25 protein-coding genes, 1 tRNA gene and 1 other RNA gene are annotated in these 25,983 nt (G+C 72.3%); 8 read left to right on the top strand and 19 right to left on the bottom strand.

Annotated features, from left to right (window positions below):
* Positions 1-323: 323 nt before the first annotated feature.
* Positions 324-1,127: an aminoglycoside phosphotransferase family protein gene (locus C6361_RS33600; RefSeq protein ID WP_199853147.1), complete on the top strand. Its 804-nt coding sequence runs from the start codon at positions 324-326 to the stop codon at positions 1,125-1,127.
* Between the two features lie 57 nt (positions 1,128-1,184).
* Here the strand turns inward: C6361_RS33600 and C6361_RS33605 are convergent, their stop codons facing one another.
* From C6361_RS33605 to C6361_RS33620, 4 genes are all read right to left on the bottom strand, one after another.
* On the bottom strand, positions 1,185-1,727 hold the full coding sequence (locus tag C6361_RS33605) for a GNAT family N-acetyltransferase (RefSeq protein WP_107270197.1): 543 nt from the start codon (positions 1,725-1,727) through the stop codon (positions 1,185-1,187).
* A gap of 82 nt (positions 1,728-1,809) precedes the next feature.
* Entirely contained in the window at positions 1,810-2,376 is a 567-nt protein-coding gene (locus C6361_RS33610; protein ID WP_107261712.1) for a hypothetical protein, read from the bottom strand.
* Positions 2,377-2,663: 287 nt separating this feature from the next.
* On the bottom strand, positions 2,664-2,996 hold the full coding sequence (locus tag C6361_RS33615; protein ID WP_107261713.1) for a transcriptional regulator: 333 nt from the start codon (positions 2,994-2,996) through the stop codon (positions 2,664-2,666).
* Positions 2,996-3,469 carry a hypothetical protein gene (locus tag C6361_RS33620; RefSeq protein WP_107270199.1) on the bottom strand — a complete coding sequence of 158 codons (474 nt, stop codon included), beginning with the start codon at positions 3,467-3,469 and terminating at the stop codon, positions 2,996-2,998. The genes C6361_RS33615 and C6361_RS33620 overlap by 1 nt, the downstream gene beginning before the upstream one ends.
* A gap of 420 nt (positions 3,470-3,889) precedes the next feature.
* Here C6361_RS33620 and C6361_RS33625 point away from each other — a divergent pair, with 420 nt between their 5' ends.
* The gene (locus C6361_RS33625) at positions 3,890-4,483 is read left to right on the top strand and encodes a hypothetical protein (RefSeq protein ID WP_159079603.1); all 594 of its coding nucleotides are present in this window, start codon (positions 3,890-3,892) and stop codon (positions 4,481-4,483) included.
* A gap of 69 nt (positions 4,484-4,552) precedes the next feature.
* Here C6361_RS33625 and rnpB read toward each other — a convergent pair.
* Positions 4,553-4,993: RNase P RNA component class A (gene rnpB / locus C6361_RS33630), an RNA gene on the bottom strand.
* 128 nt (positions 4,994-5,121) lie between these two features.
* Between rnpB and C6361_RS33635 the strand changes: the two genes are divergently transcribed.
* On the top strand, positions 5,122-5,952 hold the full coding sequence (locus tag C6361_RS33635; protein ID WP_107270202.1) for a sulfite exporter TauE/SafE family protein: 831 nt from the start codon (positions 5,122-5,124) through the stop codon (positions 5,950-5,952).
* Between the two features lie 321 nt (positions 5,953-6,273).
* On the opposite strand, the gene mctP is transcribed toward C6361_RS33635, so the two are convergent.
* Together mctP and C6361_RS33645 are read right to left on the bottom strand one after the other, a co-directional pair.
* Positions 6,274-7,950, bottom strand: coding sequence for a monocarboxylate uptake permease MctP (mctP, locus tag C6361_RS33640; RefSeq protein WP_107261725.1), 1,677 nt, complete (start codon positions 7,948-7,950; stop codon positions 6,274-6,276).
* Between the two features lie 6 nt (positions 7,951-7,956).
* The gene (locus C6361_RS33645; protein WP_107261726.1) at positions 7,957-8,205 is read right to left on the bottom strand and encodes a DUF3311 domain-containing protein; all 249 of its coding nucleotides are present in this window, start codon (positions 8,203-8,205) and stop codon (positions 7,957-7,959) included.
* A gap of 369 nt (positions 8,206-8,574) precedes the next feature.
* Here C6361_RS33645 and C6361_RS33650 point away from each other — a divergent pair, with 369 nt between their 5' ends.
* Complete coding sequence (locus C6361_RS33650) at positions 8,575-9,453, top strand: alpha/beta fold hydrolase (protein WP_107261728.1); 879 nt, start codon at positions 8,575-8,577, stop codon at positions 9,451-9,453.
* A gap of 68 nt (positions 9,454-9,521) precedes the next feature.
* Here the strand turns inward: C6361_RS33650 and C6361_RS33655 are convergent, their stop codons facing one another.
* From C6361_RS33655 to C6361_RS33675, 5 genes are read right to left on the bottom strand one after another with little or no spacing between them, the layout of a single operon-like run.
* Complete coding sequence (locus C6361_RS33655; RefSeq protein ID WP_107270203.1) at positions 9,522-10,700, bottom strand: bifunctional RNase H/acid phosphatase; 1,179 nt, start codon at positions 10,698-10,700, stop codon at positions 9,522-9,524.
* Positions 10,701-10,733: 33 nt separating this feature from the next.
* Positions 10,734-11,474 (bottom strand): zinc ribbon domain-containing protein, encoded by a 741-nt coding sequence (locus C6361_RS33660; RefSeq protein ID WP_107261732.1) that lies wholly within the window; start codon positions 11,472-11,474, stop codon positions 10,734-10,736.
* On the bottom strand, positions 11,471-12,364 hold the full coding sequence (locus tag C6361_RS33665; protein WP_234359168.1) for a Nif3-like dinuclear metal center hexameric protein: 894 nt from the start codon (positions 12,362-12,364) through the stop codon (positions 11,471-11,473). The genes C6361_RS33660 and C6361_RS33665 overlap by 4 nt, the downstream gene beginning before the upstream one ends.
* A 51-nt stretch (positions 12,365-12,415) precedes the next feature.
* Positions 12,416-12,985 (bottom strand): flavoprotein, encoded by a 570-nt coding sequence (locus C6361_RS33670; protein WP_234359169.1) that lies wholly within the window; start codon positions 12,983-12,985, stop codon positions 12,416-12,418.
* A gap of 22 nt (positions 12,986-13,007) precedes the next feature.
* Positions 13,008-14,240, bottom strand: a complete 1,233-nt coding sequence (locus C6361_RS33675) for a helix-turn-helix domain-containing protein (RefSeq protein ID WP_107261736.1) — start codon at positions 14,238-14,240, stop codon at positions 13,008-13,010.
* A 237-nt stretch (positions 14,241-14,477) separates the two neighbouring features.
* Here C6361_RS33675 and C6361_RS33680 point away from each other — a divergent pair, with 237 nt between their 5' ends.
* On the top strand, positions 14,478-15,158 hold the full coding sequence (locus C6361_RS33680; RefSeq protein WP_107270204.1) for a bifunctional DNA primase/polymerase: 681 nt from the start codon (positions 14,478-14,480) through the stop codon (positions 15,156-15,158).
* 275 nt (positions 15,159-15,433) lie between these two features.
* Positions 15,434-15,688, top strand: a complete 255-nt coding sequence (locus C6361_RS33685) for a DUF3040 domain-containing protein (protein WP_107261740.1) — start codon at positions 15,434-15,436, stop codon at positions 15,686-15,688.
* 16 nt (positions 15,689-15,704) lie between these two features.
* Here the strand turns inward: C6361_RS33685 and C6361_RS33690 are convergent, their stop codons facing one another.
* Positions 15,705-16,613 (bottom strand): SWIM zinc finger family protein, encoded by a 909-nt coding sequence (locus tag C6361_RS33690; protein ID WP_107270205.1) that lies wholly within the window; start codon positions 16,611-16,613, stop codon positions 15,705-15,707.
* Positions 16,610-19,846 carry a DEAD/DEAH box helicase gene (locus tag C6361_RS33695; RefSeq protein ID WP_107270207.1) on the bottom strand — a complete coding sequence of 1,079 codons (3,237 nt, stop codon included), beginning with the start codon at positions 19,844-19,846 and terminating at the stop codon, positions 16,610-16,612. The genes C6361_RS33690 and C6361_RS33695 overlap by 4 nt, the downstream gene beginning before the upstream one ends.
* Before the next feature lie 376 nt (positions 19,847-20,222).
* Here C6361_RS33695 and C6361_RS33700 point away from each other — a divergent pair, with 376 nt between their 5' ends.
* Together C6361_RS33700 and C6361_RS33705 are read left to right on the top strand one after the other, a co-directional pair.
* Positions 20,223-20,546: a zinc ribbon domain-containing protein gene (locus tag C6361_RS33700; protein ID WP_159079604.1), complete on the top strand. Its 324-nt coding sequence runs from the start codon at positions 20,223-20,225 to the stop codon at positions 20,544-20,546.
* A gap of 58 nt (positions 20,547-20,604) precedes the next feature.
* Positions 20,605-20,814, top strand: coding sequence for a hypothetical protein (locus C6361_RS33705; RefSeq protein ID WP_107270211.1), 210 nt, complete (start codon positions 20,605-20,607; stop codon positions 20,812-20,814).
* A gap of 112 nt (positions 20,815-20,926) precedes the next feature.
* Here C6361_RS33705 and C6361_RS33710 read toward each other — a convergent pair whose 3' ends face one another.
* The 5 genes from C6361_RS33710 to C6361_RS33730 form a co-directional block, all read right to left on the bottom strand.
* A complete protein-coding gene (locus tag C6361_RS33710) occupies positions 20,927-21,625 on the bottom strand; it encodes a DUF4142 domain-containing protein (protein WP_107261750.1) in 699 nt (232 codons plus the stop codon).
* Positions 21,626-21,911: 286 nt separating this feature from the next.
* A tRNA-Val gene (locus tag C6361_RS33715) sits at positions 21,912-21,983 on the bottom strand.
* A gap of 123 nt (positions 21,984-22,106) precedes the next feature.
* The gene (locus C6361_RS33720) at positions 22,107-22,571 is read right to left on the bottom strand and encodes a peroxiredoxin (RefSeq protein ID WP_107264333.1); all 465 of its coding nucleotides are present in this window, start codon (positions 22,569-22,571) and stop codon (positions 22,107-22,109) included.
* A 150-nt stretch (positions 22,572-22,721) separates the two neighbouring features.
* Positions 22,722-23,159: a DUF3052 domain-containing protein gene (locus C6361_RS33725; RefSeq protein ID WP_101367358.1), complete on the bottom strand. Its 438-nt coding sequence runs from the start codon at positions 23,157-23,159 to the stop codon at positions 22,722-22,724.
* A 110-nt stretch (positions 23,160-23,269) separates the two neighbouring features.
* A complete protein-coding gene (locus tag C6361_RS33730; RefSeq protein ID WP_369931470.1) occupies positions 23,270-25,684 on the bottom strand; it encodes a transketolase C-terminal domain-containing protein in 2,415 nt (804 codons plus the stop codon).
* Positions 25,685-25,983: the final 299 nt, after the last annotated feature.

The raw sequence follows: 25,983 nt of genomic DNA on the forward strand, positions 1-25,983 counted from the left end.
GTGGGAGCGGCCCGGAAAATCGGTGGCGGAGGGTGGGACGGTGTCGTAGCCTCGCGACACCCGACTCTTCGAGGAGGTCGATGATGGCAGGCAGCATGGTCATTGGCGCAGTAGCCACCACCGCCACGACGCGCGGTCACACCGCGAGCTGACCTCCGGACACTCGCCCCACCGGCTTCCGTCGGCCTCCTGCGCCGGCTGATCCGCCGGCTCCTCGCGTCGTAAGCGGTCCCGCTGGCCGCGGCATCCCCGCGCCGCCAGCCTCTTGCGCCCTGATCCGGCGCTGTCTCTCACCGCTCATTGCGCTGAACCGAGGAGTACCCGTGGATTCCGCTACATCCTTCGAACCGCTGACCGCGGCCGAGGGCGGACCAAGTCATGTCATTCGTACCGGCTCGATCGTGCGGCGTGCCGCCAAGCCCTGGACCGGTACGGTGCACGCCCTGCTGCACCACCTTGAGGAGGTCGGGTTCGCCGGCTCCCCCTGGGTGGTCGGTACCGGCATCGACGACAACGGCAACGAGATGCTGACGTACGTCGAGGGCGACATCATCCACCCCCGGGCCTGGACGGACGAGGGGATCTGGCAGGTCGGCACGCTGCTGCGCGAACTGCACACCGCCACCGCCAGCTTCCGTCCGCCGCCGGACGCCCGGTGGCAGCCGTGGTGGATGCACCGGGAGGGGCCCGACTCGGTGATCGGGCACTGCGACGCCGGGCCGTGGCACATCGTCGCCCGGGCCGGCCGACCGGTGGCGTTCATCGACTGGACCCTGGCCGGGCCGGTCGACCGGCTCGACGAGGTGGCCGCCACGGCGTGGTGGAACGCCCAGTTGCACGACGACGACATCGCCGAACGCCACCGCCTGCCGGATGCGGCGGGCCGGGCCCGGCAGTTGCGGCTGTTCCTGGACGGCTACGAACTGCCGGCGGCAGAGCGGAGCGACCTGGTCAGCCGGATGATCGAGCTGGCGATCCGGGACTGTGCCGCCGAGGCGATCCGGGCCCGGATCACGCCGGAGTCGACCGACCCGGCACCGATCTGGGCACTCGCCTGGCGGGCGCGAGCCGCCGGATGGATGATCCGGCACCGTACCCTGCTCGAACGCGCCGTCCGCGGCGGCTGAGCGATCCGGAGGTCGTCGGCGTGCTCCGCGCGTCGGCGGCCTCCGGCCCGCCGGCCGTCAGGGCGCCGGAGCCGCGATCGGCTTGCGCATCCGGACCAGCCGCACGGGTACGCCGCCAGCCGGCTCCTCGACCTCCTCGACCGGCACGAAGCCGGCCGCCTCGTAGAGTGGCCGGCCGGCGAGCGTCGACATCAGTTCGAGGGTACGGAATCCCTCGGCGGCGGCCGCTTCCTCACAGCGGGCGAGAATCAGCCGGCCGACGCCACGGCGGGTGCAGTCCGGGTGGGTGTACATCGCGCGGACCTTCGCCGGATCCCGGGCCGGGTCCAGCATCGCAGGATCGCGCCCCTCCGAGTGGTCACCGCCGTAGAGGGTGGCCCGACGACTCCACCCGCCGCAGCCGGCGAGCCTGCCGGCCGCCTCGACCACGAAGTAGGTGCCGTCGTCGATCAGCTGGGTGTCGATGCCCATGATCGAACGGCTGGAGGCGATCTGCGCCGGGTCGAGGAAGCCCTTCTGCAACTCGTTGATCGCGGCGTCGATCAGCGGCAGCAGCTCCGGCAGGTCCGCCCGCCGGGCGAGACGGCTGGTCAGCGTCATGGCCCTCCTCGCAGATGCGCCCCGGTCACGGCCCTGCCCGTTCTGGTGCCTGGCGCGGGTGAGCCCCGGAGGCGTCATTCAATCAGCCCCGCTCCGTGCCCCCGACGGCACCGTCCCGGGGCGCGATCCGGTACGTCATCGACACCAGCAGCACGGTCCGGCCGTCGTGCCGGTGGTCCGGGTTGAGCCGCAACTCGACCCGGCGGCCGTCGATCGTCCTGACCCAGCGGCGTGTCGGAGCCGTGCCGCCGGCTGTTGCGTCCGCCGTGCTCTCGGCCGTACCCTCGCGGACCGGCCACCCGCGTCGCTCGGCCAACTCCCGGTAGAAGCGCTGGATCTCCTGCCTCGGCGGTTCCGAGCCGGCCGGATATGCCCAGACGGTGACGGCTCCGCCGCGCCAGTTCCCGGCGCCGAGGCTCTCGCACGGCTCGGCGTACCGGGTCGACTCCAGTTCCATCCCGGCCGGCGCCCGGGTCAGCAGCGGGTCCGTCGCGAGCCCCGCCGCGAACGCCCGCTCCTCGGCCGCGCAGACCGGACGCCCCGGCGGCTCGGCCATCCGGTGCACCAGCCGCAGCCCGACCACGCAGGCCGCGCCCAGCGCCACCGTGGTGGCCAGCCCGGCCAGACCCGTCAGCGTCCTTCTGCCCATGACCGCCCCCGCCGTCTGTCCAGGACATAACCTGCTGACGATAGGGGCGGCGGTGTGATGGTGACGTAAATGCTGGCTGCTGTTTGCTGTTGCAGTTTGCTGTTGCTGTTGCTTGTTCGCCGGGTGCCGAATGACGAGTGCCGAAGGACGGTCGACGCGGGCGTGCCCCGGCCGCTGCCTGTCGAGCTGCCCCGCTTGTGCCTCCGGCCGTCCGCGCCGGCTCGGTCGAAGGTCTTCGCGCGCGTTGACGGTCGGTTCGACCGCCACCACCCCCGCGTCCGACGACTTCAGACGGGCTTCACCGCGTCCGGCACGGCCGGCTCCGTCGGCGTGCGTGCGGCGGCGACGATCTGCTCCAGCGCGGCGGCGTGCCGCTGAAACGCGTGCCGCCCGTGCGGCGTGAGCTGGACGGAGGTACGCCTTGCCCGGCGCTGCTGATCCTTGCGGACGGCCACATATCCGGCCTCGGCCAACGCGGAGACATGCTTGGACAGCGCCGAATCGCTGGTCCCGATCGTGTCGCGCAGGAAGCCGAAATCCACCCAGGTGGCCGGCGCCAGCAGCGCGAGGATCGACAATCGTGCCGGGACGTGCAGAAACTCGTCAAAGCGGGGATCCATCAGATCGAACCGCTCCCGCGCTGCACGATCGCCCGGAAGATCCGCCGGACCAAGGGCGTGATCGCGACGTAGGCGGCGGCGGTGACGGCAGCGGCAAGCGTGCCCTGGGACATCAGCCCTTCTGGTGGCAGGGCCAGCCACGCCCAAGCGGCGATCCGGGCGATTCCGAACAGCAGCATGAGCCCCGTCGCCAACCCCGCCCAGAACAGTCCCTCCAGAGCGGTGGGCTTCCGCCCTACGAGGCTCCGGTGCTCCTGCACGATGCCCACGCCCAGGAAGAGCCCGAATCCGAGCAGGATGGCGGCGGTACGCCAGGGGTTCTCGAGATCGACGGACACGAGCCCGGCGAAGAGTCCCACCGCTGCCAGCGGGACGTAGGTAGGGGTGAAGCGCTGCCGGACCATCTGCTCGCGAGTCCTGTCCTGCATGCGCCGGATGTCGTCGAGCGAAAGCTGCGCATCGTTCGGGTTCATGAACCCATGATCGATCTTCCGACTACTTTCCCGCAAGGAAAACAGTCGTGGCTTTCCTCACAGGAAAGTAGTCGTTCGGGCGGCGGGCTCCGGGTCGCCAGCGGCTGGGTGAGCGCCCCCGGAGGCCGTCGGTACGCGGTGCACCCAAAGCCTCCGGGCTCTCGTCGAAGACGCCGACCAGGCAGGCACGGGTCAACTCATGCCGCAGAACTTCGTCCTGTGGCATGTACGCAATCTCATGCAGGACTAGCGAAGTCGCGCAGACCCCCGGAGAGGCTGGCGAGGAGCCGGGGCTGTCTCGCATTGCTACGGTCGAACCGTCCCGACCACGGATCCGGCAACCGAGAAAGGAGAGCCCATGACGACCTACCAGGATCGAGACTCGATTGCAGCCGGTTGCTCGCCGACGGGACCTTCGCGGTGACTCCCGACGACGCGCTGGCGCTGCTTCGCGCGGACCGGGCGGCGCACGACCATCAATCGCTGTTGACGGTGTACAGGGAGGCCGACCACGAGGGGACGCGCCAACTCCGGGACGCCGCTGAGCAACTGCTCGTCAAGAAGGGCGACCGCTGTCCCGTCGGGGCCGTCTGCATCCTGTCCTGGTCCCAGTGGGGCATCTTCGAACGGGACCGCCTCAACCGGCTCGTCAACCGCTACCTCCAGCGGGGTCCCCTGCAACAGCTTGGCCGGGTACTGCAGGCACAGGCCGGCTGTCTCAATCCGATCCAGGTGAAGGCGCTGGAGGCCGTCGCGGCAGGTGACCCGCTGCGACACCTGCCGGTGTGCGCGGCAGTCCTTTCCAACGACGCTTCGACAGGGGCGGTGTGGGAGGCGCTCGCCACCATTCTGCGGAACTCTACCGATCCGGACGCTTTGGCCGGCGCCTATGACGCCACCGAGCAGGCCGGGGTACACGCGGACTCCCATGAAATCATCCGGTCCCGCCACCTCTCCCGAGCCGAACTGGAAGCCATCGGCGCACGGACCCGGGACCGCAGATCGTTCACCTAGGGCGTCGCCTTGAGCGGGCAGGGCCTCACGACCCCGGGATGGCCGTCAGGACCATGACCTGGGGTACGACGGACGAGTCGACCTGTACGCCGGATTTTGTGCCCGGCACGCACCGTTGCCGGTGGTGCCGGCGGCGGTCATCCATCTCGGCCTACCGTTGCCGGCAGGCTCCAGCGGCCTACCCGCAGACATCGGGCGGGCCGCCCTCGAACGCCTGCGCGGGCCGTTGCCTTTCGGCGATGGCCCTTTCTTGGCCTTGCTCCGGGTGGGGTTTACCGAGCCATCCCGGTCACCCGGGATGCTGGTGGGCTCTTACCCCACCGTTTCACCCTTACCGAACCGGTCGATCAACGCGTTTCCGCGTAAACCACCCGTCCGGCGGTCTGTTTTCTGTGGCACTTTCCCGCGGGTCACCCCGGGTTGCCGTTAGCAACCACCCTGCCCTGTGGAGTCCGGACGTTCCTCGGCGGCGGGCTCGCGGCCCGCCGACGCGACCGCCCGGTCGACTCGTCCGTCGCGTACCCAATGGTAGCGATGATCCCGAAGAGCGATCCACCCGGCCGCTGCCGGGTACGCCTCGGGGAATCCGGCAGGCCACCGAGCGGCCGGGAACGGCGCGCGATTAGCCTCGACAGGTTATGGATTTTCCCGAGGCGCTGCTACTGCTCGCTGCCGGGCTCGCCGCGGGCGTGGTCAACGCGGTGGCCGGCGGCGGTTCGCTGATCACCTTTCCCGCCATGATCGCGGTCGGGCTGCCGCCGATCCCGGCGAACGTGAGCAACTCGATGTCGGTCTGCCCCGGCTATCTGGCCAGCGTGTGGGGCAGCCGGGCCGACCTGCCGGACCGGCGCTGGCTGCTCCGGCTGGTTCCCGGCACCGTGCTGGGCACCGCCGCCGGGTGCGCGCTGCTGCTCTCCACCCCGGCCCGGGCGTTCGAGCTGGTCGTACCGTTCCTTGTGCTGGGTGCGACCGCCGTACTGGCGTTCCAGGACCAGCTTCGCCGCCTCGTCGGCCAGCCCAGCACGCCCCCGGAGAGCGGCCGACCCGTCGCGGCCGTAGCCGGCTACCGGGCCGCCGCGGGCGGGACGGTGCTGCGGAGTACCTCCCGGCAGACCCTCGCGCTGCACACCATGGTCGTGGTCGGCGCTGTCTACGGTGGATACTTCGGTGCCGCGCTCGGGGTGATGCTGGTGGCAGGGCTGGCGCTGGTGCTGGACGAGACGCTGACCCGGGTCACCGCGATCAAGAACGTGCTCTCCGCGGTGGTCGGGCTGACCACGATCGTCGCCTTCGCCGCGTTCGGCCCGGTGAACTGGACCGCCGTCGCGGTGGTCGCCCCGGCGACCGTCATCGGCGGGTACGCGGGCGCGCGGCTCGTCCGCCGAATGGCACCGGAGCTGCTCAAGACCGTGATCGTGCTCTTCGGTACGGCGATCGGCCTGCTGCTGCTCTACCGCTCCTGGACCTGACCCGGAAGCAGGGGGCAGATCGCCGGCTCAGTGCCTGCTGCGTTGCGCGGGGTAGCGTCGGCGGACCTCGGTCAGCATCCAGCCGAAGAACGCCAACTCCAGCAGCCCGAAAGCACCGACCAGCACCATTTCGATCATCTGCCGCACCTCCGGTCCGGATCGACTCGCGGGTCGCTTCCTTCCACGCTAGCAACACCCACCGCCTGGCACCGGGCAAGAGATCCCCGCGACCAGGTCGGCGTACCCGATGGGTTGCCTGCGCTGGCCACGGGGATCTCCCCGGGGGCGGGCGTGGTGGGGCCGGTGTCGGTGCCGGGTCGGTCAGACCTTCGGGGCGGGTTCGACGCTGTCGTCGGCCACCTCGTCGGTCGACTCCCTCGGGCTGGGTACGAGTCGCGGGTCGCCCTCGTCGGCGAAGTAGTCGTCCTGCTCGGTCCCGTCGACCCCGTCGGCGACCTTGGCGGCCCGCAGGATCAGCGTGACGATGGCCGCGACCAGCAGGTTGACCACGACCGCGACCAGACCGACGTAGATGGTCTTGGTCGAGCCGTCGAAGCCGAGCTTCTCCAGCGGGAAGGCGGAGCCGCCGAAGTGCGCCCGCTTCGTGGCCGGGTTGGGGATCTGGTAGAGCATCCACATGCCCAGGCCCATTCCGGCCGCCCAGCCGGCGACCAGCGCGCCCCGGTGGAACCACCGGGTGTAGAGGCCGAGGGCGACCGCCGGCAGCGTCTGCAGGATGATGACCCCGCCGATGAGCTGGAGGTCGATCGAGAACTGCGGGTCGAGGAAGACGATGCAGGCGACCGCACCGATCTTCACCACCAGCGACGTGATCTTGGAGACGTTCGCCTCCTGGGCCGAGGTGGCGTCCTTGCGCAGGTACTCCTTGTAGATGTTCCGGGTGAAGAGGTTGGCCGCCGCGATCGACATGATGGCGGCCGGCACCAGCGCACCGATCCCGATCGCGGCGAACGCGATCCCGGCGAACCAGCTCGGGAACTGCTGCTCGAAGAGGAGCGGTACCACCGTGTTGTTGTCCACGGTGCCCTCGGTCGCGCCGGGCAGCGGGGTCACCCCGGCGGCGATGGCGGCGTACCCGAGCAGGGCGATCAGGCCGAGCAGCAGGCTGTACGCCGGCAGCGCCGACATGTTCCGCTTGATCACGTCCCGGCTCCGGCTGGCCAGTACGCCGGTGAGGCTGTGCGGGTAGAGGAAGAGCGCCAGCGCCGAGCCGAGGGCCAGGGTGATGTACTGCAACTGGTTGTTGGCGTTGAGCGTGATCCCGTCGTTCGGGGACGGGCTGGCGTCGAACTTCGCGTCCGCCGCGTCGAAGATGCTCCCCCAGCCACCCAGCTTGTAGGGCAGGTAGACGATCGCCACCAGGATCACGATGTAGATCAGCGAGTCCTTGACGAACGCGATCAGCGCCGGGGCCCGCAGCCCGGACTGGTAGGTGTAGGCGGCCAGGATGGCGAAGGCGATGATGATCGGCAGGTGCCGGGCGATGGTGCTCTCCCCGGTCACCCCCATCGTCTTGAGTACCGCCTCGATGCCGACGAGCTGGAGCGCGATGTAGGGCATCGTGGCGACGATGCCGGTGATCGCGATGATCAGCGCCAGGGTCGGCGAGTCGAACCGCTTCCGGACGAAGTCGGCCGGGGTGACGAAGCCGTGCCGGTGCGACACCGACCAGAGCCGGACCAGCACCAGGAAGACCAACGGATAGATGATGATCGTGTACGGCACCGCGAAGAACCCGGCCGCGCCGGCTCCGAAGAGCAGCGCCGGTACGGCCACGAAGGTGTACGCCGTGTAGAGGTCGCCGCCGACCAGGAACCAGGTGATCCAGCCGCCGAAGCTGCGGCCGCCGAGGCCCCACTCGTCGAGGTGCGCCATGTCGTTCGGCGCACGCCACCGGGCAGCGACGAAGCCCATCGCGCTGACCAGCAGAAACAGCAGTGTGAAGATGATGATCTCAGTGAGATGGTCCTGCCACACCGTTGGTCACCCCCGCTTCTTCGTCATCTGGTACACCAGGGTCGTGGTGCCGACCCCGAGCAGGATGAAGGCCAACTGGAGCCAGTAGAAGACCGGGAAGCCGAAGAGCCGGGGCGAGTCGGCGTTGAAGAGCGGGGTGATCAACGGTACGACGATCGGCAGGAAGAGCAGCCAGTTCCAGGGGCTGTGGTCCTTCGCCCGCGCTCTCGACACCACCTGACGGGTCGGTGCCGTCGGCGTCTCAGAGTCACTCATGCCGGCACTCCGCTTCGCTCCGTACCGTCCTGAGACTCGTCGGCGCTGAGTTCGATGGTTCGCTCGCTGCGCTCGCTCATGCCGTCTCCTCGCTGCGCTCGGCCCGGTGACCCGCCCGGTCGACCCGTGTCGTGGGGACGTCCGGTGACGTGTCGTCGCTGACCTGTGTGTGACGCCGGAGGTTAGGGCAGAGTGACGGCGGTCACCCTGACGAAACGGGACCGGTGCGCCCAACGGCGACCACGGTGCGCCGAATGGTGATCAACGGCCGAAATAACGGCTCATCAAACGGAACTATCACCACAAACACTACATCGAAGTACGACGATTGCTCTTGATCGAGGGTCGGTCGGTTGCCATGCTGGCCGGGTGCCGCGATTCTCCTCGTACGACAGCACCGCGCTCGCGTACCACGTGCTGGGGTCCGGGCCACCGATCGTCTGCCTGCCGGGCGGGCCGGCCCGGGCGTCGAGCTATCTCGGCGACCTCGGTGGACTGGGTCGGGAACGCACACTGCTCCGGCTCGACCTGCGGGGCAGCGGCGAGTCGGCCGTCCCCGAGGATCCGGCGAGCTACCGGTGCGAACGGCTGGTCGACGACGTCGAGGCGTTCCGGGTCCACCTCGGACTGGACCGGATGGACCTGCTCGCCCACTCGGCCGCCGGCAACCTCGCGGAACTCTACGCGGCCCGGCATCCACACCGGATCTCCCGGCTGCTGCTCGTCACCCCGGGCCTGCGCTCGGTCGGGGTGGAGACGATCGGTTTCGCCGAGGCGGTCGCCGCCCGCGCCACCGAGTGGTGGTATCCGGAGGCGAAGGCGGGGCTGGACGCCTGGCAGGAGGCGGCCGGCCGGGGCGCCGGCCCGGAGGAGGTGAACCCGCTGCGCAGCGCCGCCGCGCCGTTCGCGTACGGGCGGTGGGACGAGCGGGCCCGGGCACACGCCGAGGCCGAGCAGGAGGAGCGACCCGACGAGCCCTCCGTCGGCTTCTACGACGGCTTCGCCCCGGAGACCGCCGAGGTGCGTGCCGCGCTGGCCCACCTCGACGCCCCGGTACTGGTCGTCGCCGGTGAACTGGACCCGGCACCCACCCCGGCGGCGGCCCGGGCGCTCGCCGCGCTCTTTCCGAACGCCGAGACCGTGGTCCTGGACGGCGCCAGCCACTTTCCCTGGCTCGACGACCCGCCCCGGTTCGTCAAGACCGTGCTCACCTTCCTCACCGAGGAACCCCGTAACCTCGGCGAGTGACCCCGGAACCCTCGCCGCCCCGGACTGACCCGGCCGGCTGACCCGGCCGGCTGGGCGGCCGGATCGGGTCAGATGCCGGTCAGGTGGGCCGTGTCGTTGACGGTCCGCACCGCCATCCCGCCGTCCGGCCAGATGTCCAGCAGAGACAGACCGGCCGGGTCGAGATAGAGCCGGTGCAGGAAGGCGTCGGTCGCGGCCAGCGCGTCGCGGAGCGCGATCTTCACCGGAGAGACGTGCGAGACCACCACCACGGTCTCCCCCGGATAGTCGGCCAGCAGCTTGGCCATCGCCCGGCTGACCCTGGCGCCGACCTCGACGAAGGACTCCCCACCGGGCGGGGCGACGGCCGGCGAGGCCAGCCAGGCGTCCAGTTCGGCCGGCCAGCGCTCGCGTACCTCGGCGAAGGTGCGCCCCTCCCAGTCACCGAAGTCGCACTCGATCAGGTCGGGCTCGACCACCACCGGTACCCCGCCGAGGCCACCGGCGACGATGCCGGCCATCGCCGTACACCGGGACAGCGGCGAGCTGACCACGGCCGCGACCTGGTCGACCAGCCCGGCCACCCGCCGGGCCGTCGCACCGGCCTGGGCCAGGCCCCGGTCGGAGAGCGGCACGTCACCCCGGCCGGAGTAGCGGCCCTTCGCGGTGTAGTCCGTCTCGCCGTGCCGGAGCAGCAGCAGCCGGGTGGCGGTCTCCGCCGGACGCGGCTCCCAGGAACTCTTCGCGGTCGACCCCTGCGCGGCGACCTCGTGCGCCTCCGCCCGCCCGGTCGCGCCGGCCGGCGCCGCGGCCTCCGGCTCGGCCGCGCTGTCCCGGGCGACCTCCGGCACCTTGCCGGCCGCCAGGTCCATCGCCGCGTTCGCCAGCGCGTCCGCGTGCCGGTTGCGCTCCCGGGGAATCCAGGTGTACGTCACCGAGTCGAACTTCCGGACCAGCCCGGCCGCCTGCGCGGCGAGCGGACGCAGCCCCGGGTGCTTGATCTGCCAGCGGCCGGCCATCTGCTCGACCACCAGCTTGGAGTCCATCCGCACCTCGACGCCGGACGCGCCCACCTCGCGGGCGGCGTCCAGCCCGGCGATCAGGCCACGGTATTCCGCGACGTTGTTGGTGGCGACGCCGATCGACTCGGAACGCTCGGCCAGCACCTCGCCGCTGCCGGCGTCCCGGACCACCGCCCCGTAACCGGCCGGGCCGGGATTGCCCCGCGCTCCGCCGTCCGCCTCCACCACGACCTTACGACCCGGCACGGGCCCACCCCCCGATCCCGCCACCGACACCGGTCACAGTCCGGACTCGGCGGTACGCACCATGATGCGGCGGCACTCCTCGCAGCGCACCACCTCGTCCGGGGCGGCGGCCTTGATCCGGGCCCGGTCCGCACCGTACAGCTCCAGCCGGCAGCCGCCGCAGCGCCCACCGGCGACCAGGGCCGCACCGAGCCCGCCCGACGACTCGCGGATCTTGTCGTAGAGCGTCAGCAGGTCGGCCGGGAGGTCGGCCGCGAGCGGCTGCCGCGAGCCGGCCTTGAACTCCTGCTCCTTGCCGATCTCGGCAAGGGCCTGGTCCCGCCGCTGTTCGGTCTCCGCGCGCCGCTGCCGGGCCGCCGCCAACCGCTGCTCGATCCCGTCGAGTACGCCCTGCGCGGTCTCCCGCTGCTCCATCAGCTCCAGCTCGGCGTCCTCCAGCTCGGTCTGCCGCCGGTTGAGCGAGGCCAGCTCGTGCTGCAACGCCTCCAGCTCGCGGGCCGGCCCCGAGCCGACGGTCAGCCGGGCCTGGTCCCGGTCCTTGCGGATCCGCACCTGCTCGACGTCGCGCTCCAGCCGGGCGATGTCCCGGTCCAGGTCGTCCACCGCCACCTGGGCCCGGACCCGCTCGTCCTCCAGCGCGGAGAGTTCCCGGGCCAGCGCCTCCAGCTCGGCGTGCTCCGGCAGCGTACGACGCCGGTGCGCGAGCTGGGCGAGCCCGGTGTCGATCGCCTGTAGGTCGAGCAGGCGACGCTGGTCTTTCGGATCGGCCTTCATCGCTGGGACTCCTTGTCCGGGGAGGATGCGGGGGTTAGCACGGGTGGTACCGGAGACGCCGCCTGCACCGTCCACGGGTCGGTGTCCAGATCGGACACCAGGGTCTCGACGCCCAGCCGCTCGCGCAGGTGGGCGGCGAGGTCGTCGAGCCAGGGCCGCTCGGTCGCCCAGTGCGCGGCGTCGAGCAGCGCCGGCCCCTCCTCGGCGAGATATTCGCTGACCGGGTGGTGCCGCAGGTCGGCGGTGAGGAAGGCGTCGACACCGGCCCGGAGGGCGTCACCGAGGAAGGAGTCGCCGGCCCCGCCGCTGACCGCGACGGTCGAGATCGTCCGCCCGGGGTCGCCGGCGGCGCGTACGCCCCAGGCGGTCGGCGGGAGCGCCCGGGCCGCGTACCCGGTGAACTCGGCCAGCGTCGTCGGCTCCGGCAGCCGGCCGATCCGACCGAAGCCCCGCCCCGCCCCGGCGGCCGGACCGGCGGGGTCGGCCGGGCGCAGCGGGCGCAGCTCGGTCAGGCCCAGCCGGGCGGCGAGCGCGTCGGAGACCCCGGGATCGGCGACGTCGGCGTTGGTGTGCGCCACGTACAGGGCCACGTCGTTTTTGATCAGCTGGTGCACGATCCGGCCCTTGTACGTCGTCGCGGCCACCGACGAGACACCGCGGAGCAGCAACGGATGGTGCGCGACGATCAGGTCGGCGCCGTACCCGAGCGCTTCGGCGACGGTCTCGGGCACCACGTCCACGACGCAGCAGACCCGGCGTACCGGTGCGGACGGCTCACCGACCACCAGTCCCACCCGGTCCCACCCTTCGGCCCAGGCCGGCGGATAACGCTGGTCCAGCGCTGCCACGACGTCGGCCACGCTGACCGTCCGAGCTCCGGATGCACCCACGGCGGCCCAGCTTACCGGCGCCGGGCCGGCCCGCTGCGCCGTCCGCCCGGTTCAGCCGAGCTGACCGCTCACCGAGAGCCTGGACCGCAGCGCGGTGACCGCCATCTCCCAGGGAAACCGCTCCAGATAGCGCTCCCCGGTGCCCGGCGGATGCAGTGGCACGACGTGGTCGCCGAAGAGCACGGTGACGTCCCAGTCGCGCAGCCGGGCGAGGCTGGTCAGGAAGGCCGGGTGGGCCGCCATCGCGGCGTTGGTGAACGGCATCGCCACGATCGGCAGCCCCTTGCCGAGTCCCTCGACCAGTAGGCCGAGGGCGAGCGTGTCGGCTATCCCGGCGGCCCACTTGTTGATCGTGTTCACCGTCGCCGGAGAGACGATCATCGCGTCCGCGTCGGGCAGTACGTCCGGATCACCGGGGTTCTTGTACGTCGACCGCACCGGATGACCGGTCTGCCGGCGCAGCGCCGGTTCGTCGGCGAACTTCGTCCCGTCCGGGGTCAGCACGACGCAGACGTCCCAGCCGTCCCGCTGCGCACAGGTCACCAGCCGACCGACGTGCCGGGTCAGCGGCGAACCGCAGGCGAGCACGTAGAGCACCCGCGACCCGGTCGACCCCGTCACCGGACGATCCCCCGCGCCGGGGTCATATCGCTACTCCCATCTGCTCAGCCAACTCCGCAATCGGCGCGGGCGGCGCACCCCGTGTGCGACGCAGCACGTTTGACATCACCTCGTGCGCGATCGGCCGGCACCGGATCTCGGACGGGGCCAGCCGGTCGCCGTCGACCAGCGCCTCGCCCGCCCGATCCAGGTCGCCGATCTGGGCGAAACCGCGGGCCAGGTCGAGCATGTGGTGCGCGCGCCGCTCCGGCAGCAGCGCGTTGAACCCCTCCCGCCGCATGATGCTCCGCTCGTGGGTCTGCACCGCGTTACCGCCCTCGCCGAGTTCGACCGCCGCCGCCGCCCGGTGCAGCTCCAGGTTCGTCGGGCCGAAGCTGGTCCAGTAGCGGTTCTGGTCGCCGCCGAGCCGGTCGGCCGCCCCCTCGGCCTCGTTGACCAGGTCCTTGACGGTGTTGTTGTCGCCCATCCGGGCCGCCGCCATCGCCCCCTGCAACAGCAGCATCCCGTAGACGGAGAGCCGGTCCGGCCCGGCGTCGTTGCCGCCGCCCGGCGCGAGGCGGTTGGCGACGCTCACGTTCACCTCCAGCGCCGGCCGGGCCCGGCCGAGCGCCAGCAGGGCGTTGCCGACCCGGTAGGTGGCCACCCCGGCCAGCAGCGGGTCGTCGGCGCGCTGGGAGACCGCCATCGAGCGGTCGGCGGCGAGCCAGGCCAACTCGTACTCGCCGAGTTTGCGCAGCGCCGACGAGGCGATCTGGTAGACCTGCCCGAGCAGGTGGGCGGCCTTGCCGGCGTCGTCGCCACCGGCCACGCTGTCCAGCGCCTGGGCGTCCCGGAGCAGCTTCGGCAGCGCCCGGGTCAGCACGCCGTACCGGGCGTACTGGTACGTCAGCCAGGCGTGGTTGACCGACTTGGTCATCTCGGCCAGCGAGGGTGGCTGCGGGGCGGTACTGAAGAAGGATCTCATCGAGTCGTACCGCTCCAGCGCGGAGCGGATCTCCTCGACCTCCACCTCGTCGATGCAGGTGAGCCCGTCGGCCCGCCGTTCCGGTGCCTTGCCGAGCAGAAGTTGGGCGTCGAGCTGGAGTACGTCGGCGATCTCGTACAGCACCGAGAACTTGTCCAGTCGGCGTACGCCCCGCTCGACCTTGTCCACCCAGCTCTTCGACTTCCCGAGCCGATCGGCGAAGACCTGTTGCGACATCTTGCGGCGACCGCGCCAGTAGGCGACGCGCCGCCCGATCGGCAGTTCGTCCACGTCCGGCCCTCCTTTCTGCGTCGGCGGTCCGGTCAGGGGGCCCGCGCCGGTGCGAAACGGGGTGCGACTCACGTCTGTGCTGGTCGCACAGCATGTACGTCACTCCGGAGACGGCCGCTCGTAGCTTTCGATGCAACTTGCGGCTGTCTGCCCGGACAAACGACCGCGTCAGACGCCAGTGACGGGCTTCGACCTGCATTACTGGCCGAGATCGATAAATGTAGGGGGTTCACGAAAATGTGGGAGAAAGTCCGTCCACGTTCGGTCCGTTTCGTCCAACTCGACCGGGTCCGGCTGCGTCGCATCGCGGTCCGCTACGCCGCGCACGGTTGGCAGGTCACCCCCGGCGCCTGCCTGGCTCGGCACCGGTTCGTCTGCGGCCGGGCCGGCTGCCCGACCACCGGCTGTCATCCGGCGCTGGAGCAGTGGGAGCAGAGCGCCACCGCCGACCCGGCCCGGGTCGCCACCTGGTGGCGGCTGCGCCCGCACTCGATCCTGCTCGCCACCGGCGGGGCCTTCGACGTGCTGGAGGTCCCCGCCTACCTGGGCCGGTTCGCGCTGGAGCAGGCCCGACCCCGGCTCTTCGGCGCCGTCTCCGGCCAGGTCCGCGGGCCGGTCGCGGTCACCCCGGACGGCCGGTGGATGTTCCTGGTACGCCCCGGCGAGCCGCTCCGGCCCGAACTGGAGCAGAGCCTCTACGTGGTCCGGCACGGCTCCGGGTCGTGGATCCCGGCTCCACCGACGCGGCTGCCGGAGGGGACGGTGCGCTGGCTGGTGTCGCCGGAGGAGACCCGCTGGCGCCTGGCCGACCCGTACGGCGTGCAGGAGCTGCTCGTCGAGGCGCTGGAGGCGGTCGCGCCGGCCCTGCCCGAGCCGCTCTTCCCGGCACACCTGCCCGCCCCGCGCCGGGGCTACTGAGTCCGGGCCGTCCGGTCCCGTCCCCGCCGGGCCGTCCAGGAATCGCCGCGCTCCGCGGTGCCGGCGTCCCCGCCGGCCCGATCTGCCCGGCGGGTCTCTTCTGCCGGCTCCGGGCCGGTCCCGCCCCACTGGGCGGTTCGGTCCGGACCGCCCAGCGCGAGCCCCGCGCGGCCGGCGGTCAGGGCCGGCAGCAGGGGTACGAGCAGCGTGAGAGCCGCCCCGGACCGGGTAATCCGGCGCCGGACTGGTTGACGCCTGAGGAAAGGGCCCACGCCATGCTCAGCAAAGAGGATCAGCGCCGGTTTGACGAGATCACGCACCATCTCCGGATAACCGATCCCGAGTTCGTCGCCCGGCTGGGCGACCGGAGCAAAATGCGCCGCGCTCGGCTGATACTCGTGTTGACCTTCGTACTCTGGGCCACCGTGCCGGCCCTGGTCGTACTCGGCGGCTGGCTGGCCGTCGCGATCGCCCCGGCGGTACTGGTGGCGGCCACTCTGTTGATGTGGCAGGCGCGGCGGAACCGGTGACCCGGCGACGGGTCGCTCAGTCCGGGGCGCCGTCGCCGAACCGGGTGTAGGCGCGGCGGAGCCGTTCGGCCAGGCCCGGCCCACCGATCGCCGCTCCCGGCGGTCCGAGCTGGCGCAGTATCAGCTCCGGTTCGGTCGCCAGGGTGGGCGCGCGGGCCGGCAGTGGCACCGGGGCGACCCAGAACCGGTCCAGCATCCCGGCCAGCGGCTCGGCGGGCAGGTCGGCGAGGGCCAGCCCGGCGCCGACCGGCGGCGGGTCGACCGGGGCGGTGTCCCGCTCGGCCTCCCCGCCAGCGGAGTCGGCAGCGGAATCGGCATCGGAGTCGGCGTCCGCGTCGGCACCGCGCAGTGTGCGCAGCCGGGCCAGTAGCCGGGACCGGTCCCGGCCCCGCCAGTGCAGCAGTTGGAACGGGTCCGCGTCGAACGCCTCGGCGAGCAGATAGAAGGTGGCGGCCAGGTGCTTGCACGGCACGGCGAAGTCCGGGCAGTCGCAGCGCTGGGTCAGCTCGTCGACGCCGGCCGGGAAGAGCGGCGCGCCCGCCTCGGCGAAGACCGCCTCCAGTTCCGGGGGTACGTCGCCGGCCAGCAGCCGCGCGCTGAACAGCGCCTGCGCGGCGAGCAGCGTCTCCAGCCGGGTCCAGACCCGTTCGGCCAGCGGCCGGAACCGGATCGACACCCGGTACGGCGTCGGCCGGGAGCCCTGGACCACGGCGGTCACCTCGCCCGGTGCCACGTCGAGCGAGAGCACCTGCCCGGCGCGGGCGTACGAGCGGCCCCGGGTGAGCCGGGTGCCCAGCGCGAAGGACTCGAGTACGTCGAGGAAGCGGCGGGACCACCACGAGCGCCCGATCGCCCCCCGGGGGGTACGCGCCCGCAGTCCACCGTCGACCTTGCGCGGCCGGCCGTACTCGCGGAAGTCGGTCATTCCACCACCGCCCCGCTCTCCAGCGCGAAGAGCTGACGCAGTTCCGAGGTGGACAGTTCGGTGAGCCACTGCTCGCCGGTGCCGACGATCCGGGCGGCCAGTCCCCGCTTCTCGTTGATCATTGCCGCCACCTTCTCCTCCACGGTGCCGGCGCAGACGAACTTGCGTACCTGCACCGGGCGGCGTTGGCCGATCCGGAACGCCCGGTCGGTGGCCTGGTCCTCGACCGCCGGGTTCCACCACCGGTCGACGTGGATGACGTGGTTGGCGGCGGTCAGGGTCAGCCCGGTGCCGCCGGCCTTCAGGGAGAGGACGAAGAGCGCGGGGCCGGTCGACCCGTCCCCGGCGGAGGACTGGAACCGGGCCACCATCGCGTCCCGGTCCGCCTTGCCGACGCCGCCGTGCAGGTAGAGCACCTCGCGGCCGAACCGGGCGGCGAGGTGGGCCCGGAGCATGCCGCCGAACTCGGCGTACTGGGTGAAGATCAGCGCCTTCTCGCCGGCCGCGAGGACCTCGTCCAGGATCTCCTCCAGCCGGGCCAGCTTGCCGGAGCGACCGGGCAGCGCCGAGCCGTCCCGGAGCACCTGGGCGGGGTGGTTGCAGACCTGCTTGAGCCGGGTCATGGTGGCCAGCACCAGTCCGCGCCGTTCGATGCCGTCACTGGACTCGATCTTGGCCATCGTGTCGTCGACCACCGCCTGGTAGAGCGACGCCTGCTCGCGGGTGAGGTTGCAGAGCACCTCCATCTCCAGCTTCTCCGGCAGGTCGGTGATGATCGACCGGTCGGTCTTCACCCGCCGCAGCACGAACGGGCCGGTGATCCGGCGCAGCCGGGCCGCCGCCTCGTCGTCGCCGTGCCGCTCGATCGGTTCGGCGTACCGCTTCTTGAAGGCCGGGGCGGCGCCGAGCAGGCCGGGGTTGGCGAACTCCATGATCGACCAGAGGTCGGCGAGGCGGTTCTCCACCGGGGTACCGGTGACCGCCACCCGGTGCCGGGCGGGCAGCGACCGGACGGCGGCGGCCTGCCGGGTCGCGGCATTCTTGATCGACTGTGCCTCGTCCACCACGATCCGGTGCCAGTCGACCTCGGCCAGCGCGGCGGCGTCCCGGGCCGCCAGCGAGTAGGTGGTGAGCACCAGGTCCGCGTCCCGGACCGCCGCGCCGAACTCCGCCCCGCGCGGCCGTTCCGCGCCATGGTGTACGTGCACCCGCAGCTCCGGGGCGAACCGGGCCGCCTCGCGCTGCCAGTTGCCGACCAGCGACATCGGGCAGACCAGCAGGGTCGGGCCGGCCTCCGGCGGGTCACCGGCGAGCAGCGCGAGCATCATGATCGTCTTGCCCAGCCCCATGTCGTCGGCGAGGATGCCGCCGAGCCCGAGCGACTGGAGGAAGGCCAGCCAGGCCAGCCCGCGCTGCTGGTACGGCCGCAGCGTGCCCCGGAAGGACTCCGGCGCGTCCCGGGGCGTCAGGTGCCGCTCGACCTGCCCGGCGAGCAGGTCGCCGAGCGGGCCGTCGGCGCTGACCTCCAGCACCGGCAGCGCCGCCGGGTCGTCCTGGGCGGCCAGTCCCAGCCGGAGCAGGTCCCCGACGGTCAGCTCGCCACCGGAGCGGAGCAGTTTGAGCCCGGCGGCGAGCCGCTTCGCGTCCAGCTCGACCCACTGGCCGCGCAGCCGGACCAGCGGCGTCTTCAGTTTGGCCAGCGCCCGCAGCTCGGCGGCGTCCAGCGGCTGGTCGCCGAGGGCCAGCTCCCACCGGTAGTCGACCAGCGCCTCCATGCCGAGCGCGCTGCGCGAGGCGACCGTCCCCGGCGCGGTACGGCTCTTCGCCTGCAACCGGGCCCCGAGCCGGGCACCCGGCCGCTGCCACCAGGAGGGGAGCAGCACCCCGAACCCGGCGGCGTGCAGCACCGGCGCACCGTCCCGGAGGAACCGGTGCGCTCCCTCGGTGTCCAGCTCCAACGCCTCCGGCGCGGCCGTACGGAGCGCGTCGTCCAACTCCGGCCAGAGCCGGCTGGCCCGGCCCAGCTCGGTCAGCAGGGTCTCCTGCGGGTCGGCCAGGTGCCGGGCCAGCGCCGGCAGGTCGCCCCGGGCCGCCCAGATCCGCTCGGCACCGACCACCAGGCTCGGCTCGTCGGCGGCCTGGAGCGCGAACTCCACCCGCCAGCGCCGCCCCGCCTCGTCCGCCTCGGCCGACCCGTCCGACCCGTCCGCCACGGCCAGCCCGGCCGGCCCGGTCGACGCCACGTCGATCTCGACCGGCAGCCGTGGTTCGACGAGCCGGAAGCAGGCCCGTACCGGGCTGCCGGCGGCATCCCGCTGCCAGGCGCGCAGTTCACGGTCGAGTCCGGCCAGCGCCTCCGGTGTCGCGCCGAAGTCCCGCTGCCGCCCGGTCAGCGCCCGGAGCCAGGCCCGTACGGCGGCATCGGCGGCACCGGCCCGACCGGCTCCGATCAGCCGTACCCCCTCCAGGGCCGTCCGGGCGGCGGCGTCGGTGAGCGCGTCCAGGGCGTCCACGACGGTGGCCGCCGCCGAGCCGCTCGCTCCGGGAGCGTCGCCCGGCGGGACCGCCGCCGGCTCGCTGCCGTCGTCGGGTCGGATGCTCCCCGACCCGTCGCCGTCCGGCGCGGCGGCCCCGGGCGCGGGCGGGTCGAGCGCGGCGCGGGCCGCCGGCGGCAACGCCATGGTCAACGCCCGGGCCCAGCCGGCGTCCGCCCCGGTGAGCAGCGGGCGCCAGACCGCCCGGGCCGAGCCGGGGGTGGCCGGCGTGTGGAGGCCGGGCAGGGTCCTACCGCGCCGGACGAGTTCCACCGCGAACTCGGCCAGCAGGGCGAGGTGGCGCAGCGACGCGCCCCGGACCGGCGCCCCGGAACCGTCGCCGAAGGCGAGCAGCACCGGCAGGGCGTGGTCGGCGTCGTACTCCAGCACCGGCACCCGCCACGACGCGAGGCCGACCCGGCCCCGGCCCGGCGCGGCCGGCTCGGCCCGGACCAGTTCCGCCGAATCGACGGGTGCACCGGCCCGGGTCGGCAGGGCGAGCAGGACGGCACCGGTGGTCGCCTTCGCGGCGAGTTCGCCGAGCGCACCGGTCAGGCCGGAACAGCCGACCGCGAACGGGTGCGGCCGGTGCCGGGGCGGGCGGCCGGGGCGGCGCGGCGGCCGGGCGGGCAGCGTGGAGTCCTCCCCCCACACCGCGAGCCGACCACCGGCCAGCCACACGGCGTGGACGACCAGCACGCACAGGTCCCTTCTCGGCCATCGGGTCAGCGGGCGGATCCCTTTCTAGCACCCCGTCCGGCACCGTCGCCGGGCGCGCACCGAGGTCCGGCTACCGGTCGGCGGCGTCGAGCGGGACGACGGCCGCCGCGCACCGCTCCAGGAGTTCCCGTTCGGCCGTCCGCGCGGCGAGCAGTTCCTCTGGCGTCATTTCCGCAGGCTATGGCGTGATCCACGCCGGCAGGGCGAATATCCGGGACCGACCGGACCCGGGATTGTTGGTGATTTTCGGCCTTACCCCAGTCACGAATCGAACAGTTCCGCCCCGGCAGCCGTACTAACGGAGAAGATGACGACAGGCATGGATGCGTCGGCATCACGAGGCGAGGCGGTGACCATGGACTTCCCGATCGTGAAGCGCGCCACGCCAGGGCGCTATCTGCTCCGCGGGCTGCTCTCCTGCGGACCCTGCGACGAGCTGGTGATCCCGTCCTTCTCGTCGAGCGGGCGCCGCTACTACGGGTGCCCCCGGCGGCAGTGCCCCCGCCCCTGGATACCGGCCGAGCAGACCGAGCAGGCCGTCTGGGCGCACGTCGCGGCGACGTACGCGGAGGCGACCCGGGACGTGCCGCAGGACCAGCGGCAGGCGCTGCTCGCGGCCGTACTGGCCCGGGTCAGCATCGGGGTGCGGGTCGCCGACCTGCACTACCAGTGGCGCTGAGCCGGCGGTGACGCCCGATCCGCTGCGCCGGACAGGGCACCGGCGGCAGGATGGCCACATGGAGGGCAGCACCGAGATCCCGCTGGTCGGTGGCGCGGGCGACGGCGGCACCGTGGCCGTCGAACTCGACGTGCACGGCCGTCCACCGCTCACCCACCACCACGTGGTCGACGGTGGACTCGCCGGGGCCGAGATCTACGAACTGGAGGCGGCCCCCGAGGAGGGGCCGCCCTGGCTCTACCGGTGGCGCGGACCGGCCCCCTCCTGAGCGGAGGCCGGTCCGGAATCCACCCGGCGCGTGGGCCGGTCACCCGCCCCGAAATACGAGCCGGTCACCCGCTCCGGAGCAGGAGTGGTCACCCGCCCCGAACGCGGGCCGGCTACTTGCCCCGGAACACCCGGACCGTGGCCACGCCGCCCAGGGCCAGCGCGCCGAGGAGTACCGCCCAGATGACCGTGGTGTTCAGGCCGGTGCCGAACTCCGCGTTCGCCTTGGCGTTCGCGGCCAGCGACTGGTCCTGCGGCGCGGGCACCACCACCGGGGGAAGTTCGGCGTAGCGCACCAGGCCGGTGCTCTCCAACAGGGTCATGTGGGTCTGCACGAAGCCGTTGGCCTGCTCGGCGAGCGTGCGTACGGTCTCGTTCCGGGTACCGGCCCGGACCGCGCCGATCACCGGGAAGATCGCGCCGTGCGCCGCCCGCAGCCGGTCCACGAAGATCCGGTCGAACCGGGCACCGGACGCGTTCGTCATCTCGGTGATCCAGCCCTTCTGCTGGGCCGTCGGCTCGCTGGGCAACTGGACGCCGAGCTTGTTCGCCGCCTCGACGGTGAGCTGGTCCAGCTCGACGTGCTGCTTGGCGATCTCGGCGCCGATCTCCCGGACCCGGGCGCTGTCACCCTTCTCGGCCGCCATCTGGCCGGCCGGCATCTCCCAGAGCCCGGCCAGCCGTACCCCGCTGAGCAGTGCCATGTCGGCGGCGCCGAGCTGGGTCGGCCCGGCCGGCGCGGCGATCGCCGCCCCCGGCAGCACGAGCAGTCCGACCACCAGACCAGCCAGCAGAACAGCCGTCGGGCGCATTGCCTTTACCGCAGATCGGGCCGTGGCCACGTACTCAACCTCCCAGAAAGCGGCGCCAGAGTGGCAATGGAGTTGTCGGCCAGGACGCTATTGCGACGCACGCTTATGAGTCAATCTCGGACGCCGGAGCAGAGCGAAGCTTAGGCCCGATTTAAAGGAAACCTATACCGGCGGGTAGCGACGGCTCGACGAGCTGGGCGGCGGGTGGCGGGAAGATCACTGTCGGCGACCGATCGACGGCCGGCATCGACGGGTGGCACCTCGGGTGAGGTGAACGGGAATCGGGTGGGCGCGGCAGGTTTCGAACCTGCGACCCCTCGCTTGTAAGGCGAGTGCTCTCCCACTGAGCTACGCGCCCGGAGCGCCTCTGCGGCCTACCGGCGGCGGCAAGCTTACCCTGCCGCCCTGGTACCCGGTCCACCCAGTTCGCCGGTCCGCCGGATCCGGAGGCGGCGACGACGGTCGGGCTGCCGTGCCGGGCTCAGGTCAGTGCGGCGGCCAGGGCCTTGCGCCAACCGGCCTGGTCGCGCGGTTCGCCGGGACCGTTGCACTCGGCGAAGCGCACCGTACCGGCCTTGTCGATCACGAAGGTGCCCCGGTCGGCGAAGCCGGCGACGTCGTTGAAGACGCCGTACGCCCGGGCCACCGCGCCGTGCGGCCAGAAGTCGGCCAGCATCGGGAACTGGTAGCCCTCCCGGTCCGCCCAGACCTTGTGCGCGTAGACCGAGTCGACGCTGACCGTCAGCACCTGGACGTCGTCGTTCTGGTATTCGTGGAGGTTGTCCCGCAACTCGGCCAGCTCACCCTGGCAGGTGCCGGTGAAGGCCAGCGGATAGAAGACGAGCAGCACCACCCGCCGGCCCCGCAGCTCGGCCAGGCTCACCTGCTGGTTGTTCTGGTCCTTCAGCACGAAGTCCGGCGCCTGGGCACCGACGTCGATCGGCATGCGGTCCTCCCTGGTCGTGGGGCACCGACCGGCTGACCACGTCGGGTCGGCCGGTACGTCCGGTACGGTGCCCACCGGGAGCACCGTCCGGGGTGGGTCTCGCCACGAGCACCGTCCTGGATCAGACGGCGCCCGTGCCGCTCCTCCGGGCTACTTCTTCGCCTTGGCACCACGGCGCAGGACCAGTCGTGCTCCGCTCCAGTCCTTGCCGGCGTTCACGGTCGACGTCTGCTGGAGGCCGGCGGTGACCGCCGTCTCGCTGATCTCGCTCGGCTCGACGTGGCCGTCCCGCCCCGCCTTCGGAGTCAGCAGCCACACCACACCGTTGTCAGCCAGCGGGCCGAGGGCGTCGACGAGCATCTCGAACAGGTCACCGTCGCCGTCCCGGTACCAGAGCAGGACCGAGTCCACCACCTCGTCGGTGTCCTCGTCTACCAGCTCTCCGCAGCGATCGGTCAGGGCGTCCCGGAGATCCTGGTCGACGTCGTCGTCGTACCCCATCTCCATGACGACCATCCCCGGCTCGATGCCGAACCGGTCCGCCAGACTCCGTACGCCGTCGGCGGCCTGACCAGCGGTCGCGCTCACTGTCACGTGCCTCCTCATCTCCCTGCCAGCGGCATCCGTGCGACGCCGATGACGCAAAGTCCACACAGTTGTCCGGTCGCGCGCAAGTGGCGCACCGAGTCGAAGGGAATTTACCGTGCCAGCAGCGTTCGGGCACCCTGGGTAATGGCCTCTTCGGAGACCAGTACGTGACGGGCGGCCGGACCCAACGGGACAAAGGTATCGATAGAAGCCACCCTACGGGCAGAACCGACAAAACCGGCGTCAACCAGTGCCGCCACCACCCCCTCGCCGACCCCGCCGGACCGGCGCGTCTCGTCCACGACCAGCACCCGGCCGGTGGCCTGGGCCTCCCGGATGATGTCCGCGACCGGCAGCGGAGCCAGCCAGCGCAGGTCCAGCACCCGGACGCCGACATCCTCCTCGGCCAGCTTCGCGGCGGCCCGCAGCGACATGCGAACGCCATTACCGAACGTGATGATCGTGACGTCCTCGGCCGAGCCGACGCCGTACACCCGGCCCCGGCCGATCGGCACGTGGCTGGCCGTCCAGCCGCCCGGACCGAGGTACGGGGCGAGCCACTCCCCGTCGCCGTCGGCGTGCAGGTCGCGGGTGTGGTAGAGCGCGATCGGCTCCAGGAAGACGCAGACGCTGCCGTCGACCGCCGCGCTGGCCAGGCAGGAGCGCAGCATCGGGGCGGCGTCGTCGGCCCGGGCCGGCACCGCGAGCACCAGCCCCGGAACGTCCCGGAGTACGGCCAGCGAGTTGTCGTTGTGGAAGTGCCCGCCGAACCCCTCCTGGTAGGCGAGCCCGGCGATCCGCACCACCATCGGGTTCCGGTAGGCGCCCCGGGAGAAGTACTGCATCGTCGCCGCCTCGCCCCGCAACTGGTCCTCGGCGTTGTGCAGGTACGCCAGGTACTGGATCTCGGGCACCGGCAGCATCCCGCTCAGCCCGGCACCGAGCCCGAGCCCGAGGATCGACGTCTCGTCCAGCAGCGTGTCGAAGACCCGGGGCGCGCCGAACCGCTCCCGCAGGCCCTTGGTGACCCCGTACACCCCGCCCTTGGCCGCCACGTCCTCGCCGAAGACGGTCATGCCCGGATAGTCGAGCAGCCCGTCGGCGAGCGCGGCGTTGATGGTCTGGGCCAGGGTGAGCGGCCCGGCCTGCTCCGGCAGCTTGCCGTCGAAGGCGGCGCTGCGGGCGGCGGCACCCGGCCCGGCGGCCCGGCCGGCGGCGTCGGTGACCGCCCGGGCGACCCGGACCGGCCGCCGGGGTGCCAGCGGCGCCACGATGTCCGCCGCACTCTCCAACTTGCGCTCGCCGAGCACCTCCTCGGCGACCTTGCGGACCTGCCAGCCGACCTCGTCGTAGCGGGCGATCAGCTCCTCCGGGGTGGCCAGGCCGGCCTCGGCGAGCAGCCGGGCGGTGGCCACCACCGGGTCCCGGTCCACGTCCCGGGCGATCTCGGCGGCGCTCCGGTACGCGATCTCGGCGTCCGCCCCGGCGTGCCCCATCAGCCGCACCGTGGAGAGGTGCAGTACCGCCGGGCGGCGGTGCCGGCGCACCCAGGCCGCCGCCTCGACCGCCACGTCGTACGTCTCGACCAGGTCGCAGCCGTCCGCCGAGAAGTACCGGATCCCCGGCTTGGCCCGCAGCGTCTGCGCCACCCAGCCGTCCGGCGACCGGACGCTGATCCCGAGCCCGTTGTCCTCGCAGACGAAGAGGACCGGGATGCGCAGCCCGGTGTGGTCGCACCAGCCGGCGGTGTTGAACGCGGCGACGGCGGTGGCGTGGTTCACCGAGGCGTCGCCGAACGAGCAGACCACGATGGCGTCGGCCGGCCAGGCGGCATCGGTCTCGCCGCGCTGTCGGGTCGGGCCGCCGGCCGCCCGCCGCCCGGTCGGCCGGCCCCGACCGTCACCGAGCCGGCGCAGCCGTTCGACGGCGAAGCCGATCCCGACCGCCCGGGGCAGGTGCGAGGCGATGGTGGAGGTGGTCGGCACGACGGCGATCGAGGCGTTGCCGAAGACCTTGTGCCGGCCACCGGCGATCGGCTCGTCGGCGGAGGCCACCACCCCGCGCAGTACGTCCCGGGCGGCGTCGAGGACCGGCTCCGGCGCGCCTGCCCCGTCGTCGGCGTCGCCGTCCCGGTCGGTGGAGTTCCCGTTGCCGTCCTGGCCGCGCATCGCCTCGGCCACCCGTTCGGCGACCCCGACCCGGTGCGCCGGGCCGTCGGCCTGTCCGGCCCGCGCGGCGGCGCCCTCGGCCTCGGCCTGCGCCGCCCGGGCGCAGTAGAACGCGCCGGACCGGTAGTGCAGCAGGGCCGGGTCGGTGGGCCGGACCGCGAGCGCCACCGCCGCGTTCCCCTCGTGCCCGGAGGAGCCGATGGTGTAGAACCCCTCGCCGAAGCTGCGCAGCCAGCGCGCCGCGAGATCAAGATGCCGGCTGACCAGTTGGGCGTCGAACAGTTCCAGCGCCGTACGGCCGTCGAGCGTGCCGCCGTCCCGGACCGGGTCGGCGGGCGTGCGCCCGGTCGCCGACACCTCGATGGCGCCGACCGCCTCCCGGAACCGTTCGTCGAGATCTTGGGGGGTGGTCACGTCCGACAGCATTACCGACGCCGGCCACCCGTGACCACTCAGACACGTCACAACCGCCCGTGGCGTCCGCAACCCTCCGTGCAGGTTCGCCGGGGCGCGCTGCGGCGGGGAAGGCCCGAACCGGGCAAGCCGCCCCTTTCCTTCACGTACTGTTCGACGGGGCGTTATCGGGACGATCGGCCCGAGGAACCGGTGCTCGCCAGGCTGCTCGGAGCCTGTCCACCGGATCTTGGGAGATCTCG

Origin of the sequence: Plantactinospora sp. BC1 (genome assembly GCF_003030345.1) — a bacterium.
GTDB lineage: Bacteria > Actinomycetota > Actinomycetes > Mycobacteriales > Micromonosporaceae > Plantactinospora.